General features: G+C 60.2%; 16 protein-coding genes. 10 read left to right on the top strand and 6 right to left on the bottom strand.

Translation table 11 applies throughout. The annotated features are described in order from the left end of the window. The first annotated feature begins 43 nt into the window (after nucleotides 1-43). The 5 genes from AC06G5_RS28935 to AC06G5_RS28915 all read left to right on the top strand — a co-directional run bounded on the left by AC06G5_RS28935 (nucleotide 44) and on the right by AC06G5_RS28915 (nucleotide 5,508). Nucleotides 44-1,153, top strand: coding sequence for a polyamine ABC transporter substrate-binding protein (locus AC06G5_RS28935; protein ID WP_413421901.1), 1,110 nt, complete (start codon nucleotides 44-46; stop codon nucleotides 1,151-1,153). 240 nt (nucleotides 1,154-1,393) lie between these two features. Then, on the top strand, nucleotides 1,394-2,491 hold the full coding sequence (locus tag AC06G5_RS28930) for a polyamine ABC transporter substrate-binding protein (RefSeq protein WP_413421899.1): 1,098 nt from the start codon (nucleotides 1,394-1,396) through the stop codon (nucleotides 2,489-2,491). Between the two features lie 70 nt (nucleotides 2,492-2,561). Next, nucleotides 2,562-3,704, top strand: coding sequence for an ABC transporter ATP-binding protein (locus AC06G5_RS28925; RefSeq protein ID WP_008015388.1), 1,143 nt, complete (start codon nucleotides 2,562-2,564; stop codon nucleotides 3,702-3,704). A 35-nt stretch (nucleotides 3,705-3,739) separates the two neighbouring features. Next, nucleotides 3,740-4,621 (top strand): ABC transporter permease subunit, encoded by an 882-nt coding sequence (locus AC06G5_RS28920; RefSeq protein WP_238539257.1) that lies wholly within the window; start codon nucleotides 3,740-3,742, stop codon nucleotides 4,619-4,621. Beyond that, nucleotides 4,618-5,508: an ABC transporter permease subunit gene (locus AC06G5_RS28915; protein ID WP_480458653.1), complete on the top strand. Its 891-nt coding sequence runs from the start codon at nucleotides 4,618-4,620 to the stop codon at nucleotides 5,506-5,508. Before AC06G5_RS28920 ends, AC06G5_RS28915 begins: the two co-directional genes overlap by 4 nt. A gap of 135 nt (nucleotides 5,509-5,643) precedes the next feature. Here AC06G5_RS28915 and AC06G5_RS28910 read toward each other — a convergent pair whose 3' ends face one another. Further along, a complete protein-coding gene (locus tag AC06G5_RS28910) occupies nucleotides 5,644-6,285 on the bottom strand; it encodes an HD domain-containing protein (protein ID WP_413421895.1) in 642 nt (213 codons plus the stop codon). 305 nt (nucleotides 6,286-6,590) lie between these two features. Here AC06G5_RS28910 and AC06G5_RS28905 point away from each other — a divergent pair, with 305 nt between their 5' ends. Then, entirely contained in the window at nucleotides 6,591-7,556 is a 966-nt protein-coding gene (locus AC06G5_RS28905) for a GlxA family transcriptional regulator (RefSeq protein WP_413703837.1), read from the top strand. Nucleotides 7,557-7,701: 145 nt separating this feature from the next. Here AC06G5_RS28905 and AC06G5_RS28900 read toward each other — a convergent pair whose 3' ends face one another. Further along, nucleotides 7,702-10,101 carry a penicillin acylase family protein gene (locus AC06G5_RS28900; RefSeq protein WP_480458651.1) on the bottom strand — a complete coding sequence of 800 codons (2,400 nt, stop codon included), beginning with the start codon at nucleotides 10,099-10,101 and terminating at the stop codon, nucleotides 7,702-7,704. Between the two features lie 103 nt (nucleotides 10,102-10,204). Beyond that, nucleotides 10,205-10,786, bottom strand: coding sequence for a DUF6436 domain-containing protein (locus AC06G5_RS28895; protein ID WP_413421889.1), 582 nt, complete (start codon nucleotides 10,784-10,786; stop codon nucleotides 10,205-10,207). A gap of 96 nt (nucleotides 10,787-10,882) precedes the next feature. On the opposite strand from AC06G5_RS28895, the gene bipL reads away from it, so the two are divergent. Continuing rightward, on the top strand, nucleotides 10,883-11,830 hold the full coding sequence (bipL, locus tag AC06G5_RS28890; protein ID WP_413421887.1) for a phospholipase BipL: 948 nt from the start codon (nucleotides 10,883-10,885) through the stop codon (nucleotides 11,828-11,830). A gap of 111 nt (nucleotides 11,831-11,941) precedes the next feature. Here bipL and AC06G5_RS28885 read toward each other — a convergent pair whose 3' ends face one another. Next, nucleotides 11,942-12,694, bottom strand: a complete 753-nt coding sequence (locus tag AC06G5_RS28885; RefSeq protein WP_413421885.1) for a DUF2059 domain-containing protein — start codon at nucleotides 12,692-12,694, stop codon at nucleotides 11,942-11,944. Nucleotides 12,695-12,802: 108 nt separating this feature from the next. Here AC06G5_RS28885 and AC06G5_RS28880 point away from each other — a divergent pair, with 108 nt between their 5' ends. After that, entirely contained in the window at nucleotides 12,803-13,435 is a 633-nt protein-coding gene (locus tag AC06G5_RS28880; protein ID WP_413703839.1) for a 2OG-Fe(II) oxygenase, read from the top strand. A gap of 2 nt (nucleotides 13,436-13,437) precedes the next feature. Then, a complete protein-coding gene (locus AC06G5_RS28875) occupies nucleotides 13,438-13,923 on the top strand; it encodes a 2-thiouracil desulfurase family protein (RefSeq protein ID WP_413421882.1) in 486 nt (161 codons plus the stop codon). A gap of 55 nt (nucleotides 13,924-13,978) precedes the next feature. Here the strand turns inward: AC06G5_RS28875 and AC06G5_RS28870 are convergent, their stop codons facing one another. Beyond that, on the bottom strand, nucleotides 13,979-14,572 hold the full coding sequence (locus tag AC06G5_RS28870) for a transporter substrate-binding domain-containing protein (protein WP_413421880.1): 594 nt from the start codon (nucleotides 14,570-14,572) through the stop codon (nucleotides 13,979-13,981). Nucleotides 14,573-14,707: 135 nt separating this feature from the next. Here AC06G5_RS28870 and AC06G5_RS28865 point away from each other — a divergent pair, with 135 nt between their 5' ends. After that, nucleotides 14,708-15,133 carry a DUF4399 domain-containing protein gene (locus tag AC06G5_RS28865; protein ID WP_008015365.1) on the top strand — a complete coding sequence of 142 codons (426 nt, stop codon included), beginning with the start codon at nucleotides 14,708-14,710 and terminating at the stop codon, nucleotides 15,131-15,133. Nucleotides 15,134-15,195: 62 nt separating this feature from the next. Here the strand turns inward: AC06G5_RS28865 and serA are convergent, their stop codons facing one another. Beyond that, nucleotides 15,196-16,425 carry a phosphoglycerate dehydrogenase gene (gene serA, locus AC06G5_RS28860; RefSeq protein ID WP_413703840.1) on the bottom strand — a complete coding sequence of 410 codons (1,230 nt, stop codon included), beginning with the start codon at nucleotides 16,423-16,425 and terminating at the stop codon, nucleotides 15,196-15,198. Between the last annotated feature and the right edge of the window lie 9 nt (nucleotides 16,426-16,434).

Genomic DNA, 16,434 nt, shown 5'->3' with positions numbered 1-16,434 from the left:
CTGAACAAAGTGGTTCAAAAAAGAAAAATTTGGAGCATGACGCATGAAGGCATTAGGTAAAAAGCTTGCTGGCAAGACACTTCTCGCCCTGTCCGTCGCGGGCATGATGGCGGGTGCGGTTCAGGCGGACGACAAGGTGTTGCACGTCTACAACTGGTCCGACTACATCGCTCCGGACACCATCGCGAACTTCGAAAAAGAGTCGGGGATCAAGGTCGTTTACGACGTATTCGACAGCAACGAGACCCTGGAAGCCAAACTGCTGGCGGGCAAGTCCGGCTACGACGTGGTCGTGCCGTCGAACAACTTCCTGGCCAAACAGATCAAGGCCGGCGTATATCAGGAGCTGGACCAGTCCAAGTTGCCTAACTGGAAGAACCTGAACCAGGATCTGCTCAAGGCCGTTTCGGTCAGTGACCCTGGCAACAAGCACGCCTTCCCGTACATGTGGGGCTCGATCGGCATCGGTTACAACCCGGAGAAGGTCAAGGCTGCGCTGGGCGTCGACACCATCGACTCGTGGGACGTGCTGCTCAAGCCGGAAAACATCGCCAAGCTCAAGGGTTGCGGTGTGAGTTTCCTCGATTCGCCGACCGAAATGCTCCCGGTCGCGCTGCACTACCTGGGCCTGCCAACCGACAGCCAGAAGAAAGAAGACATCAAGAAAGCCGAGGACCTGTTCCTCAAGATTCGTCCTTCGATCACCTACTTCCACTCCTCCAAGTACATCTCGGACCTGGCCAACGGCAACATCTGCGTAGCGGTTGGCTACTCGGGTGACGTTCAGCAGGCCAAGTCCCGTGCCGCAGAGGCGGGTGACAAGGTCAAGGTCAGCTACGCCATTCCGAAAGAAGGCGCTGGCAGCTTCTTCGACATGGTCGCGATTCCCAAGGATGCCGAGAACGTCGAGGGTGCCTACAAGTTCATGACCTTCCTGCAGAAGCCTGAAGTCATGGCCGGTATCACCAACGCCGTACGCTTCCCGAACGGTAACGCCGCTGCAACGGCTCTGGTGGAAAAAGACATCACCAGCGATCCAGGCATCTACCCGCCAGCCGATGTGCAGGCCAAGTTGTATGCCATCGCCGACCTGCCAGCGGCGACCCAGCGTGAAATGACCCGCAGCTGGACCAAGATCAAATCAGGTAAGTAAGAAATACACCCTGTAGGAGCGAGCCTGCTCGCGATGAACCTGAGAGCACCGCTGGGTGTCAGGCACCCAGCGTTATCGTTGACGACCATCGCGAGCAGGCTCGCTCCTACAAGGATCTGCATAAAGTTTGCTGGAACGGTTTTTCGAGGGTAAGTTGCGCGCCGGTTTTGTTGCTGGACAATCACGGTTGTCATGTAACGCGGGGCAACTTGGGCCCAACTAAATTCAGAGGACCTCCACTTGCCTATTTTTTCTATGTTGCGCAATGCCTTGCTGGCTGCTGCCGGGCTGACGATTGCTGTCAGTGTCCAGGCCGCCGGCACTGTGCATATTTATAACTGGTCGGATTACATCGGCGAGACCACCCTGGCCGACTTCCAGAAAGAGACCGGAATCAAGCCGGTTTATGACGTCTTCGATTCCAACGAAACCCTGGAAGGCAAGTTGCTGGCCGGGCGTACCGGTTATGACGTGGTCGTACCGTCGAACCACTTCCTCGGCAAACAGATCAAGGCCGGAGCATTCCAGAAGCTCGACAAGTCGCAGCTGCCGAACTATTCCAACCTCGACCCGGTGCTGCTCAAGCGTCTGGAGCAGAACGATCCGGGCAACCTGTACGCCGTGCCGTACCTGTGGGGCACCAACGGCATCGGTTACAACGTCGACAAGGTCAAGGCGGTGCTGGGTGTCGACAAGATCGACTCCTGGGGTGTTTTGTTCGAGCCGGAAAACATCAAGAAGCTGCATAGCTGTGGCGTCGCGTTCCTCGATTCCGCCGATGAAATGATGCCGACAGTGCTCAACTACATGGGCCTGAACGCCAACAGCACTGATCCCAAGGACTACGAAAAGGCCACCGCCAAGTTGCTCGCGGTGCGCCCTTACGTGACCTACTTCCACTCCTCCAAGTACATCGCGGATCTGGCCAATGGCGATATCTGCGTGGCGATCGGTTTTTCCGGTGACATCTTCCAGGCCAAGCACCGTGCCGAAGAAGCCAAGAAGGGCGTGAACATCGCCTACTCGATCCCGAAAGAGGGCGGTGCGCTCTGGTTCGACATGCTGGCGATTCCGAAGGACTCGGCCAACGTCAAGCAGGCCCACGCTTTCATCAACTATTTGCTGAAGCCTGAGGTGATTGCCCAGGTCAGTGATTACGTCGGCTATGCCAACCCTAACCCGGGGTCGGACAAACTGATGGAACAGTCCATCCGTACCGACGAAGCGGTTTATCCACCGCAAGAGGTTCTCGACAAGACCTACGTGTCCATCGAGCTACCGCCGAATATTCAACGATCGATGACCCGCAGCTGGACCAAGGTCAAGTCGGGTAAATAGTTTCAAGGCTCAAACTATCCAAGGTTCGCTCACCTTGAGCGGACTGAAAATTTTGTTGGGAGTTTCGTAAATGGCAGTTGCCTCCGGCGCCTATAAGAAAGCCCTCGAGGGCGACCAGCAACCTAAACAGGTGCTGGTCAAAATCGACCGGGTCACGAAGAAGTTCGACGAGACGATTGCCGTGGACGATGTGTCCCTGGAAATCAAGAAAGGCGAAATTTTCGCCCTGCTCGGCGGTTCGGGATCGGGCAAATCCACTCTGCTGCGCATGCTCGCAGGTTTCGAACGGCCCACGGAGGGGCGCATTTTCCTCGATGGCGTAGACATCACTGACATGCCGCCCTACGAGCGGCCGATCAACATGATGTTCCAGTCCTACGCCTTGTTCCCGCACATGACCGTGGCGCAGAACATCGCCTTCGGCCTCAAGCAGGACAAGATCCCGAACGCTGAAATCGATGCCCGCGTGGCCGAAATGCTCAAGCTGGTACAGATGAGCCAATACGCCAAGCGCAAGCCGCATCAATTGTCCGGTGGTCAGCGTCAGCGTGTGGCCCTGGCCCGCTCCCTGGCCAAGCGACCGAAGCTGCTGTTGCTCGACGAACCGATGGGCGCCCTGGACAAGAAGCTGCGCTCGCAAATGCAGCTGGAGCTGGTGGAGATCATCGAGCGCGTCGGCGTAACCTGCGTCATGGTGACCCACGACCAGGAAGAGGCCATGACCATGGCCGAGCGCATCGCGATCATGCACCTGGGCTGGATCGCCCAGATCGGCAGCCCGATCGACATCTACGAAACCCCGACCAGCCGCCTGGTCTGCGAATTCATCGGTAACGTGAACATCTTCGAAGGCGAAGTGATCGAAGACGCCGAAGGCCACGCAACCATCACCTGCAAGGACCTGGACCGCCAGATCTACGTCGGTCACGGCATCAGCACCTCGGTGCAGGACAAGTCGGTCACCTACGCGATTCGTCCGGAAAAGCTGCTGGTCACCGCCGACATGCCGACTTGCGAGTACAACTGGTCGAGCGGCAAGGTGCACGACATCGCCTACCTCGGCGGCCACTCGGTATTCTACGTCGAACTGCCAAGCGGCAAGCTGGTGCAGTCGTTCGTAGCCAACGCCGAACGCCGTGGCACGCGTCCGACCTGGGGTGATCAGGTCTACGTGTGGTGGGAAGACGACAGCGGCGTGGTACTTCGCTCATGAACATGCGCAAACTCAAACGCCGTCTCAATCGAATAATTCCCGGTGGCCGTCAGATGGTCATCGGCATTCCATTCATCTGGCTGTTCCTGTTCTTCATGCTGCCGTTCTTCATCGTTCTGAAGATCAGCTTCGCCGAAGCAGACGTGGCCATTCCGCCGTATACCGAAATCTACAGCTACGCCGAGCAGAAGCTGCAGTTGCTGCTGAACCTGGGTAACTACGCGATGCTGGGCGGTGACGAGCTGTACATCGCCGCTTACCTCGGCTCGCTGAAGATGGCGCTTTTCAGCACCATCCTCTGCCTGTTGATCGGCTACCCGATGGCCTATGGCATCTCCGTTGCCCGCAAGGAAGTGCAGACGGTGCTGGTGCTGTTGATCATGATGCCGACCTGGACCGCGATCCTGATCCGCGTTTATGCGTGGATGGGTATCCTCAGCAACAACGGCCTGCTCAACGGTTTCCTGATGAGCATGGGCTGGATCGACGAACCGCTGCAGATCCTCAACACCAACCTGGCGGTCTACATCGGCGTGGTTTATTCCTACCTGCCGTTCATGATCCTGCCGCTGTACGCCAACCTGGTGAAGCATGACCAGAGCCTGCTGGAAGCCGCGTCCGACCTGGGTTCGAGCACGTTCAACAGCTTCTGGAAAATCACCGTGCCGCTGTCGAAAAACGGCATCATCGCCGGCTGCATGCTGGTGTTCATCCCGGTGGTGGGCGAGTTCGTGATCCCGGAACTGCTCGGTGGTCCGGAAACCCTGATGATCGGTAAAGTGCTCTGGCAAGAGTTCTTCAACAACCGTGACTGGCCGGTGGCGTCCGCCCTGGCGGTGGTGATGCTGGCGATCCTGATTGTGCCGATCATCCTGTTCAACCGCAGTCAGGCCAAGGAAATGGAGGGTAAAGAATGAAGCGCTTCCGTTTCTCCAGCATGATGCTGGTCCTGGGTCTGTTGTTCATCTACCTGCCGATGCTGATCCTGGTGATCTACTCGTTCAACGCCTCGAAACTGGTAACGGTGTGGGGCGGCTGGTCGATCAAGTGGTACGTCGGCCTGCTCGACAACACCCAACTGATGGGCTCGGTGGTGCGCTCGCTGGAAATCGCCTGCTACACGGCGGTGGCGGCGGTGGCGCTGGGTACATTGGCTGCGTTCGTCCTGACCCGCATCACCCGCTTCAAGGGCCGCACCCTGTTCGGTGGCCTGGTGACTGCGCCGCTGGTAATGCCTGAGGTGATCACCGGTCTGTCGCTGTTGCTGCTGTTCGTGGCCATGGCGCAGATGATCGGCTGGCCGCAGGAACGCGGCATCGTCACCATCTGGATCGCCCACACCACGTTCTGCGCGGCCTATGTGGCGGTGGTGGTCTCGGCGCGCTTGCGTGAGCTGGACCTGTCCATCGAAGAGGCGGCCATGGACCTGGGCGCGAAACCGTGGAAGGTGTTCTTCCTGATCACCATCCCGATGATCGCGCCATCGCTGGCGGCCGGCGGCATGATGTCGTTCGCGCTGTCGCTGGATGACCTGGTGTTGGCGAGCTTCGTGTCCGGCCCGGGTTCCACGACCCTGCCGATGGAAGTGTTCTCGGCGGTACGCCTGGGGGTCAAACCCGAGATCAACGCCGTGGCCAGCCTGATTCTGCTGGCGGTGTCGATCGTGACCTTCATGGTCTGGTTCTTCAGCCGTCGTGCCGAAGAGAGCCGCAAGCGTGCTATCCAGCAAGCGATCGAAGAAGCGGCAACCGATTCATGGAAGCAACCGGACGTGCGTCGCGCGCAGGCACCGGAAGCGGCTTGAGCCTGAAGTCGGGTTGGCCACAGCTCTGCGGCCAACCCAATCCTCTGTAGGAGCGAGCTTGCTCGCGAAGGTGTGTCAGTCGAAGTCAATGTGACTGATGCACCATCGCGAGCAAGCTCGCTCCTACAAGGTCTCTTATGCAGTCCAGGGTGATTTGCGGATGACCTCGACGAAGTTCATCGGCTTGAACCCAGGCTCCTGATCCACCAGCACGTCGGTCTTCACATTACCGAACGTGGTCTGCGGACGGTGGCGCAAGCCGTCGGCAAACGCGCAGATGATGCATTCCTTGAATCCCTCGCCCCGTGGATGCGCATGCACCACTGCTTCGCGCTGCACGGTGGAAAACGCCGCGTAGTCCATGCCCAGCACGTCCATCTCGACACCCGCCGTTACCAGCGCCACGGTGGGCCGCAAGTGTTGCGGTACGCCCGGTGTGGTGTGCAGGGCAATCGATAGCCAGACCTGTTCGATATCGTCATCGCTCAGCCCGTAAGGCTTGAGGAACGCTGCTGCGGCGTTGGCTCCATCGACTTCGAAGCGCTCGTTGTCACTGCGATGACCTTCCACCAGGCCCAGGTCATGGAACATTGCCCCGACGTACAGCAACTCCGGGTTGTAGGTCAGTTGCTTGCGCTCACCGCTCAGTGCGCCGAACAGGAATACCCGGCGCGAGTGGTGGTAGAGCAAGTCTGATTCGATGTCGCGGATGTACTCGGTGGTGGCCCTGGCCAATGCGCTGTCGGGGATCCTGATGCCGGCGATGGTGGTGCTCATGGAGTTTTCCTCGTCGTGAACGCCTGAGTGGCGCTGAGGGTTTCAGTCTGTTCCGGCCCCCGAAGCCGGACAATCGATCCATGGCTGCGATCCCGGCCAATGAGCGTGCATATCGCGCCACCCTCGCTTGTTGGGCGGGGATTGGATAGGGTTGCACGCAGCCCCTGTAGGAGCGAGCTCGCTCGCGATGGACGTCAACGATGACGTGGGCTGCCTGGATGTACGCGGCGCTCTTGCGTCCATCGCGAGCGAGCTCGCTCCTACAGGGAACGGTGCAATCAGATCCACAGAAGGCGATTCACGTCATGAGTAAAACCGTCGCCATCGTGGTGTTCGCCGGCGTCCAGTCGCTGGACGTCACCGGTCCCATGGATGTGTTTTCCGAGGCCAATCGTTTCCTTGCGCCCGAGGATCACTATCGGCTGGAGGTAATCGGCGTGGAGCGTGGGGTGATGGCGTGTTCCAACGGTCTGGCGCTGAATGCCCATCGGCATTTCAGCGAAGCGTTGCAGGTCTATGACCTGTTACTGGTGGCCGGCGGTCCGCAGTTGCCGTTCATGGATTTCGGCATGGCATTCGATGGCTGGTTGCGTGATGCCTGTGCGCGGGCCCGGCGCTTTGGCTCGATCTGCAATGGCGCCTTCATGCTCGCCCGCGCAGGGTTGCTGGAGGGGCGCACAGTCACCACGCATTGGCAGGACGCGTCGGAACTGGCGGCGCTATGCCCCTCGTCCCGTGTTGAAGCGGATCGCCTTTATGTAGAGGACGGGGAGCTGTTCACCTCGGCCGGGGTCACGGCGGGGATTGATCTGTCCCTGTACCTGCTGGGGCGGGATCACGGGCCGGAAGTGGCGCTGAATGTCGCCAAGCGGCTGGTGGTGTTCACCCAGCGTTCGGGCGGGCAATCGCAGTTCAGCCCGTTCCTCACGCCCCACGCCGAACCGACCTCGGCAGTGGCGATGGTCCAGCATTACGTGTTGGCCAACCTGACCGGTGACTTGACCATTGCCGATCTGGCCAACGCCGCCAACATGAGCGCGCGCAATTTTTCCCGGGTATTTGCCAGGGAAGCGAAAATCACCCCGGCCGAGTTCGTCGAACGCGCGCGGGTCGATGCGGCGCGGGTGATGCTCGAAAGCACTCGTGCGCCGCTCAAGACCGTGGCCTATCAATGCGGTTTCCGCGATGCCCAGCACATGCGCAGCGTGTTCAATCGCAGGCTGGGGGTGACGCCTCAGCAGTTTCGGCTGAACTTTGCGGCGATGGTTTGAACTGACATTTTTGTTGCCTTTGAGGGCCTCTTCGCGGGCAAGCCCGCTCCCACAGGTTTCTCTGGTGTTCACAAAATTTGTGTTCGACACAGATCCTTGTGGGAGCGGGCTTGCCCGCGAAGGGGCCGGTCCAGTCAATGCAAAATTACTGCGCAGCCCGCGCCGGAAGCAGCTTCAAGGTGCTGCGGGTATTGGCCGTGACTTCTTCATCATTGAGATGTGCCTGGAAGTAAACCCCTTCTATATAGGCTTCGGCCTGATCGTCGAAGTGACGGTCGAACAGCACGCCGCTCTGGCCAACCGGGTTGACGGTCAGGCTGTGGGCCGGGTCGGCGAAGTCGATCAGGCGCCGGGTCGAGGGGCCATAGGTGACAGGCCACGGAGCCGGGCCGATCTTCGCCGAGAGGTTGTTCGGCACTTCATGGCTGCCGGGTGCGGCAAAGGGGCCGACATTGAAGATCAGGTCCAGCGGCTTTTGCTGCCCCAGCGGATGGCCATGGGTCAACGTGTGCGCGCTGCCCCACTGCCATTGCGAGGTGTCCGCGCCAAGGGTGTTCTTGAGATGCGCGATGCTGGCTTGCCAGGCTGCCTTCACCGTGTCGGCACGGGTTTCCTTGCCGAGGGTGCTGCGGTTGTCCCACCACGGTGAGTCGGCAGTGGCAGCCAGGCGGGGGAGCGCAGCGTCTATCACCCGGGTTGAGAGCAGCGTTTCGAAGAAGTCGTTACCCAGCTCATCGCGCATCGTCGCGTCAGCCAGGTTGAACAGGAACTGGTTGAACAGCGTGGCGCTGGTCGAGTCGATCGGGTAATCGCCTTTCCACTGGGCCAGTTGCTCCACCAGTTTGAGTTCGGCGGGATCCTTCACCACTTCGCGCAACACCGGCAACAGCGGTGCCAGCAGGCGCGGGCCGTAGGCGGTGGTGGTGCCCAGTTGCAGTTTCTGGCTGTTTTCCAGATCCCACTTGATGGCTTTGTCGCTGAGCTGGCGATTGAGCTGCTGGCCGCGATCGGCAAGGTTGTAATAGCCGGGAATCTCCATGCCGGTCGGTGATACTGGCTGGAAGTTGGCCGAGACGATGTAGCCCCGCGCCGGATTCTCTTCCTGAGGGTTGGCGCTGAACGGGTAGAAGCCATCCTTGTCCGCCTCGGCTGTGCTGCCATCGAGGATGAACCACGGACGTACACCCGCCGGACGTTTAGGCAATTGCGCCGCCGCCCACCAGCCGATGTCACCCTTGGCATTGGCCCACACGACGTTCAGGCCCGGAGCCTGGATTTTTGACGCGGCACCGCGGGCCTTGGCCAGGGTGTCGGCGCGATTGAGCTGGTAGAAGCCCTCCAGGATCGGGTTCTGGCTTTCGAGAAAAGCCCACCACATGGCAATCGGTGTTTTGCCGACGCCGTTGCCCAGTGCATCGTTGACGATCGGGCCGTGAGGCGACTGGCGCAGCACCAGGGTGACCGGGGCCTGGCCCTTGACCGCGATCTGCTGCTCGCTGGTCGTCATGTCCACCCAATTGCCGCGATACCAGACCTGATTGGGGTTGTCCGGGTTGACCTTCTCGGCGATCAGGTCGAGGTCGTCGTTCTGGAACATGGTGATGCTCCAGCCGAAGTCGTGGTTCATGCCCAGGGAAGCGAACGGCATCAAGGCCTGATAGTGGCCGTAGAGTTCGAAGCCCGGTGCCGAGAGTTGCGCTTCGTACCACACCGACGGCGCGGAAAAACGGATATGCGGATCACCCGCCAGCAGCGGCTTGCCGCTTTGGGTCCGGTTGCCCGCAACAACCCAGGCGTTGCTGCCCTCGTACTGTGGCAGGCCGTTGTCAGCCAAGGCTTGTTCGCTCAGGCGGGCGAGGGCGTTGAGGTCTTTCCAGTCGGCGCTGGCCAGGGCGGGAGCTGTCCCGCTGAGCACGCCTTTTGGCTGCCAGTCGAGATCGAAGATGTTCAGGTAGTCGGGCCCCAGTTGATCGCGCACGAATGTCAGCAAGGGTTCGGTACGAAAGGCCGCAGCAAAGCTGTAGGCCATGTACCCGGCAATACTGATGGTGTCCTGGGCGGTAAATGGACGCTTGGGAATACCCAGCACATCGAACTCCGCGGGTTTGGCGTGACTGTCCTGATACTGGTTGATGCCGTCCAGATAGGCTTGCATGGCGATGAAGGAGGGCGACTGCTTGTCGAGATTCGCCAGGTAGGTTTCAGCGCGTTCGCGAATGCGCAGGCTGCGCATCAGTTTGTCGGTGTCGAGCAGTTTCGGCCCGAGCACTTCAGCCAGTTCGCCACGGGCCAGACGACGCAGGACTTCCATCTGGAACAAGCGGTCCTGGGCATGCACGTAGCCGAGGGCGCGGTACAGGTCTGTTTCGTTTTCGGCGCGGATGTGCGGGACGCCGCGCTCGTCGTAGCGCACGGTGACGGAGCCTTGCAGGTGTTGCAGTTCCACCATGCCCTGGCGTGACGGCTGCTTGCTGTAGAGGTACCAGCCGGCCCCGGCGGCCAGCACGACGATCAACAGAGCAAGAGCGGTCAGGCTGCGTTTCATGGCGACTCCTTGTTGTTATTGTGATTCCAGGGGCCACTGTGTAACACGGCGCGCCGATTTGGCGCATCGCCCGTAGGAGGGATTCGTATTGCCGTGTCGTTCCCTACTTCGCTGGATCGACAGGCCACGGGCAGTAACAACCCACGGCCAGTGTGTGCGTGGCACTCACTGCGCGGCCTTCATCCAGTGCTTGCAGGATGGGCTCGATAAAGCTGTTGCTGGAGTTACAGGTCAGGCCTTCGCTGTACGGGCCGAAGTACGCCAGTTTGCCGCTGCGATCCCAGATCGCCACGGCCGGGCTGGCGGGGATCTGCTCGGAACCGGGCAGGATGTCGATGGTTTTCAGGCTGCTCAAGGTGCTCGGCAACTGGCCATGGCTACCGGGCTTTTGCACGGCATAGAATTTCACGCCATGGGGTGCATAGCGCTGCACCAGTTCGGCCAGGTGTTGTTGATTGCCGACATTGCACGGGCAGGCCGGGTCCCAGAAATGCACCAGGCGGATGGCGCCGGGGCCGGCGAGGGATGCGGGAAGGCGCAGCGGATCACCCGAAAACATTGCCGTGTGCTCGCTGAACGCCCGCAGGTAACGCCCCTGGAACCAGTCGTAGGCCGCCCACAACACGCCGGCACACACCACGGCGAGCAGGCTGGCAAACAAGGTGGTGCGAAAGGGCAGGCGCATCGGTTCAGTCCTCGAAGGCCGGCTAGCTTGCCATGCTTGCCGCGACAGAAGAATATCGCAGGCCTATAAAGTCCGTTTCACGCTCTGGAATTGTCCATGCCGGCTACTTTCGACCCCGATCTTCTACGTGCAGGCTTGCTGCCGCTGGCGGCCGGGCAGCCGTTGTCGGCGCAGGCGCAGGCTTACCAGCAATTCTACGGACTGGATTTTGCGTCGCGTCAGGTGCGCAGCGGTCTTGGGCGATTCGATGTCGATGGCTATGAACTGGTCAGCCAGTTCTGGTGGCCAGAGCGGGCGAAGGCGACGCTGTTTGTCATCCACGGTTTCTACGATCACACCGGGCTCTACCGGCATGTGATCGAGTGGGCGCTGGACCAGGGCTTTGCGGTGATTGCCTGCGATTTGCCGGGGCATGGCTTATCCAGTGGCGAGCGGGCGAGCATCAAGGATTTCGCCGAGTATCAGGACGCATTGCAAGGGTTGTTCCGCGAGGCGCAATCCCTCGACTTGCCGCAACCGTGGCACCTGTGCGGACAGAGCACCGGCGGGGCGATCGTGATCGATCATGTGTTGAATGCAGGAGCGAATAGCCCGGCGCAGGGGCAGGTGATCTTGCTGTCGCCGCTGGTGCGGCCGCGGGCGTGGGGTTGGTCGCAGCTGAGTTACTACCTGCTCAAGCCTTTCGTCAAAGCCATCGCCCGGCGCTTCAGCGAGAACTCCAACGACCCGGCCTTTTTGCCGTTCCTGCAGGCCGATCCGTTGCAGCCGCTGCGCCTGCCGACAGCATGGGTGGGTGCGTTGGCGCGCTGGATCAAACGCATCGAGGCCGCACCCATGAGTCCCCGCCGGCCGCTGATCGTGCAGGGGCAGGCCGACATGACGGTGGATTGGGAGCACAACCTGGAAGTGTTGCGGGGCAAGTTTGATCGGCCGCAGGTGCTGATGCTGCCCGAGGCACGGCATCATCTGGCGAATGAAACGCTGGTGATGCGACAGGAGTATTTCGGGTTTTTGACCAAGCGGATCAAGGGGCGGAATTCCTAGTGACTGTTCTGGCCCCTTCGCGAGCAAGCCCGCTCCCACAGGGGGGCGGTGTGTACAGATCCAATGTGGGAGCGGGCTTGCTCGCGAAAGCGGTCTAACTGGCGCCGAAAATCACTGGGTCAGGTTCGAATTGCTCTGCCCCACCGCCAACCCCGCCCGAATCGCCGCCAGCGCCGCTTGATAATAAGCCTGGCCTTCTGCCGATTCGGCAAAGGTCGCGAACTCTTCCAGCTCGTCGTCCGACAGGTCGCGATAGACATACAGCAGTGTGTTGTTGAGGTCGCTGCCGATCTGGTCCATCAGGCGCTGGCGCTGGCCGTTGAGCATGCCCTGGGCCTGACCGGCACCGAGCAACCCAGGGATCATCGAACTCAAGCTGTCGGCGGCAACACCGGCAATCGCCAGGCTGACTTCAGCGCCGGCCTCGCGAGCGGGCAGGGCTTGTGCCAAATGGCCGATGATCAGCATGCGGCTGTCGCTGGCCTGCATCTTCGGCAGACCCTTGGCGTTTTTCGCCAGTTGGTCACGACGGGTCGCCAGCAACTCGGCGGCGACGATTTTCTTGCCCAAGGGCGATTGGAAAAACGTCAATGCGGGTTTGGGGTCGGCGAGATTCTTGCGCAATTGCGTTTCGGCACGCTTGTCTACGGCCTGGGGGGAAAAGCGCTGATTGCTGTTACTGACCAGTGCCTGAAACACCGCCGGCGGCAGGCTGCCCTGGTAGCGTTGCTGAGCAGCCGAGAGGGCGTCGTTGAAATGCGCGCGTTGTTCCGGCCAGCCGGCGACCTTGTACAACTGGTCGTGGCCGTCTGCCCAGGCGGGCAAAGCGCAGAACATCAGCAGTGATAAAAGCAAACGGCGCATAGGGACTCCAGTCAGCAGGCGACTATTCTCCGTGCGGCATCCGTACTTGTCGAGAATTCGTATCAACCCGCTGCGCGGCTCTGTCGGATTTTCGGGCACAGGAATACTATGCGCGGCATGCAAATATCCTCTGATCACCCGCTGCTGTTACGAATCGTCGACGACCTGGCCGAGCACGGCTGGTCGCAGCAGAATATTTTCCTGCCTCAGGACCTGACCCTGGCGCTGGCGGCCGAGTGTCGTAAACGTGCTGCCGAGGGTGAACTGGCTCCGGCCGCGGTGGGCCGTGGGCCCTCATCGGAGATCCGCGAGGGGATTCGTGGCGACCATATCCAGTGGATCGACCCCGGCCAGGCCGAGGTTTGCGACAGCTATCTGTGCTTGATGGACAGCCTGCGCGAGGCGATCAATCGCGGTCTGTTTCTTGGCCTGGAGGATTTCGAAAGCCATTTTGCGATGTACCCGCCCGGTGCTTTCTACCTGAAGCACGTCGACCGCTTTCGCGATGACGACCGGCGCATGGTTTCGGCGGTGGTTTACCTCAATGACGGCTGGCTTCCCGAACACGGCGGCCAGTTGCGCATGTACCTCGACAATGATCGCGTCTACGACGTGGAACCTGTCGGTGGCTGCCTGGTGGTGTTTCTCTCCGGAGAGGTTCCCCACGAAGTCCTGCCCGCGACCCGGGATCGACTGTCGCTGACCGGCTGGTTCCGGCGGCGCGGCAACGAGCCGTTCTGATCATGCAGAAAATTCTCGTCAGCCGCTGCCTGTTGGGACACCGCGTACGTTACGACGGCGGGGCCAGCGGGCCGTTCGACCAGCTTCAGCAGTGGCTTGATGACGGTCGGGTCGTGCCATTGTGCCCGGAGGTCGCCGGAGGCTTGCCAACGCCACGGCCGGCAGCGGAAATTCCAGGCGGGCAGGGCGCGCAAGTCCTCGATGGCCATGCATTGGTGATCACTACCGAAGGCGAGGACGTCAGTGCGGCGTTTTTGTCAGGGGCGTATCAGGCGCTGGAGCTGGTGCAAATGCATGGCATCCGCATCGCCGTCCTCAAGGCCAACAGTCCGTCCTGCGGCAATCTGCTGACCTATGACGGGACGTTCAGCGGCGTGAAGGTCAGTGGCGAGGGCGTGACGGCGGCGCTGCTCAAGCGCCATGGGGTGCAGGTGTTCAGTGAACTGGAGTTGCCGCAAGCGGCGCAGGCTTTATTGACGCTGGACTGACAACCGCCACAAAACCAATGTGGGATCGCCGCACCGCCGCTCCCACAGTTGGGTTTCATTGTTCTTTCGGCTTGGGCTCCACATCCGCATCCGCCCCCAACCACTTCTGCTCCAGCGCTTGCAGTCGCCCATCATCCTTGATCCGCTGCAATGCGTTTTCCAGGCTGGCATGGAACGCCGGATTACCCTTCTGAAACGGAATCGCCAGGCTCACGGCCGGGTTGGCTTTGGGCTTCTCTTCTGTCAGTGACTGCACCAGCAGAATGGAGCGCGGCTCTTCTTTCTGCGCGATCAACTGCGCATGGGTTTGAATGTAAGGCTCGCTGAAATCGAAACGATCCTTTAGATCGGGGGTCTCTGCTATGTGGTTGATGGCGATGTCGTATTTGCCGCTTTCAACACCGCTCAACAGATCGTTGGAATCGGTGACGACAAAGTCGGCGCGCACATCCAGTTCGTTGGCCAGCATTTGACCCAGTTCGACTTCGAAGCCCGCAAGATTGCCGTCTTCCTTGAAATTGAAGGGGGGTGTATTGGCTTCAAGGGCAATGCGCAATTCGCCGCGGTCGTTCACGTCGTCAATCAGTTCGGCATGAGCCAAAGGGCTCAAAAGGGGTAGCAGGCAGATCAGGCCAGGCAGAAAGCGCATGGTCACTCCTTTGAATTTATTATCGCGACCCTCTGATTCAGGCTCGCTTTGCTATGGTTGTCGAGTGCCTTCGACAACAAATGGCTCTGAAGTTGTCATGACCACGCGGATTTTATGGAAAAACTGGAGAAGAGAATGAAAACCTTTATGTCACGTGCTGCTTTGGCTGGCCTGTTGATGGGTGTTTCGGTGCTGGCCAGTGCTGCAACGCCGGCTCCGAAAGGCGCCGAAGTGTCCATTGTTTCTCCCAAGGACGGTGCGACGATTCCACAGACAGTCGTCGTCAAGTTCGCGGTCGAGAACATTGCCCTGGCACCGGCGGGCGATACCACCAAGAACACCGGTCACCACCACGTGCTGATCGACGTCGATGAGCTGCCAGCCGCCGGTGCGCCGATCCCCAAGGATGCCAACCACCTGCATTTCGGCGGTGCGCAGACCCAGGCTGAAATTACGCTCACGCCGGGCAAACACACCCTGCAGCTTGAACTGGGCGATAGCAACCACATGCCGTTCGATCCGCCGATCGTTTCCGAGAAAATCACCGTCAACGTCAAGTAACGTTGTTGCGTGAATGAAAAAGGGAGCCCGAAGGCTCCCTTTTTTTGTCGCTCAAGTCGCGATCAGAACAACACCCGGCTACGGATGGTGCCGTTGACGTGTTGCAGCTTCTCTTGCGCCAGGTCCGAGTACTCGGCGTCGACGTCGATCACCACGTAGCCGACCTTCTCGTTGGTCTGCAGGAACTGACCGGAGATGTTGATGCCGTTTTCGGCGAAGACCTTGTTGATCTCGCTCATCACACCCGGGACGTTTTCGTGGATGTGCAGCAGGCGGTGCTTGCCAGGGTGAGCCGGCAGGGCCACTTCCGGGAAGTTCACGGACGATACCGAAGTACCGTTGTCGCTGTACTTGACCAGTTTTTCCGCCACTTCCAGACCGATGTTGGCCTGGGCTTCAGCGGTAGAACCACCGATGTGCGGAGTCAGGATCACGTTGTCCAGGCCACGCAGCGGGCTTTCGAACTCTTCGTCGTTGGAGCGTGGTTCCACCGGGAATACGTCGATGGCCGCGCCGATCAGGTGTTTGTCCTTGATCGCGTCCGCCAGGGCGTCCAGTTCGACCACGGTGCCGCGGGCGGCGTTGATCAGGATGCCGCCTTTCTTGATCGCGCGGATTTCCTTCTCGCCCATCATCCACTGGGTGGCGGCGGTTTCTGGTACGTGCAGCGAAACGATGTCGGACATCGCCAGCAGCTCGTGCAGGTTGCCTACCTGAGTGGCGTTACCCAATGGCAGCTTGGTGATGGTGTCGTAGAAGTACACCTGCATGCCCAGGCCTTCAGCCAGGACCGACAGTTGAGTACCGATAGAGCCGTAACCGACGATACCCAGCTTCTTGCCACGGATTTCGAAGGAGTTGGCCGCGCTCTTGATCCAGCCGCCACGGTGGCAGGAAGCGTTCTTCTCAGGGATGCCGCGCAACAGCAGGATCGCTTCGGCCAGCACCAGTTCCGCTACGGAGCGGGTGTTGGAGTACGGAGCGTTGAACACGGCGATGCCGCGTTCGCGGGCAGCGTCCAGGTCGACCTGGTTGGTGCCGATGCAGAAACACCCTACAGCCACCAGCTTCTTCGCGTGATCGAAGATCTCTTCGGTCAGTTGAGTGCGCGAGCGAATGCCGATGAAGTGAGCATCAGCGATCTTTTCCTTGAGCTGGGCTTCCGGCAGAGAACCGGTGAGGTACTCGATGCTGGTGTAGCCCGCCGCCTTGAGGACGTCGACAGCCGATTGGTGGACGCCTTCGAGAAGAAGGAACTTGATCTTGCTCTTATCGAGAGAAGTCTTGCTCATCTGCGTAAA

The sequence above is a fragment of the Pseudomonas sp. WT-JTC genome, assembly GCF_056711565.1.
This window is presented reverse-complemented; position numbering and strand designations above follow the sequence as displayed.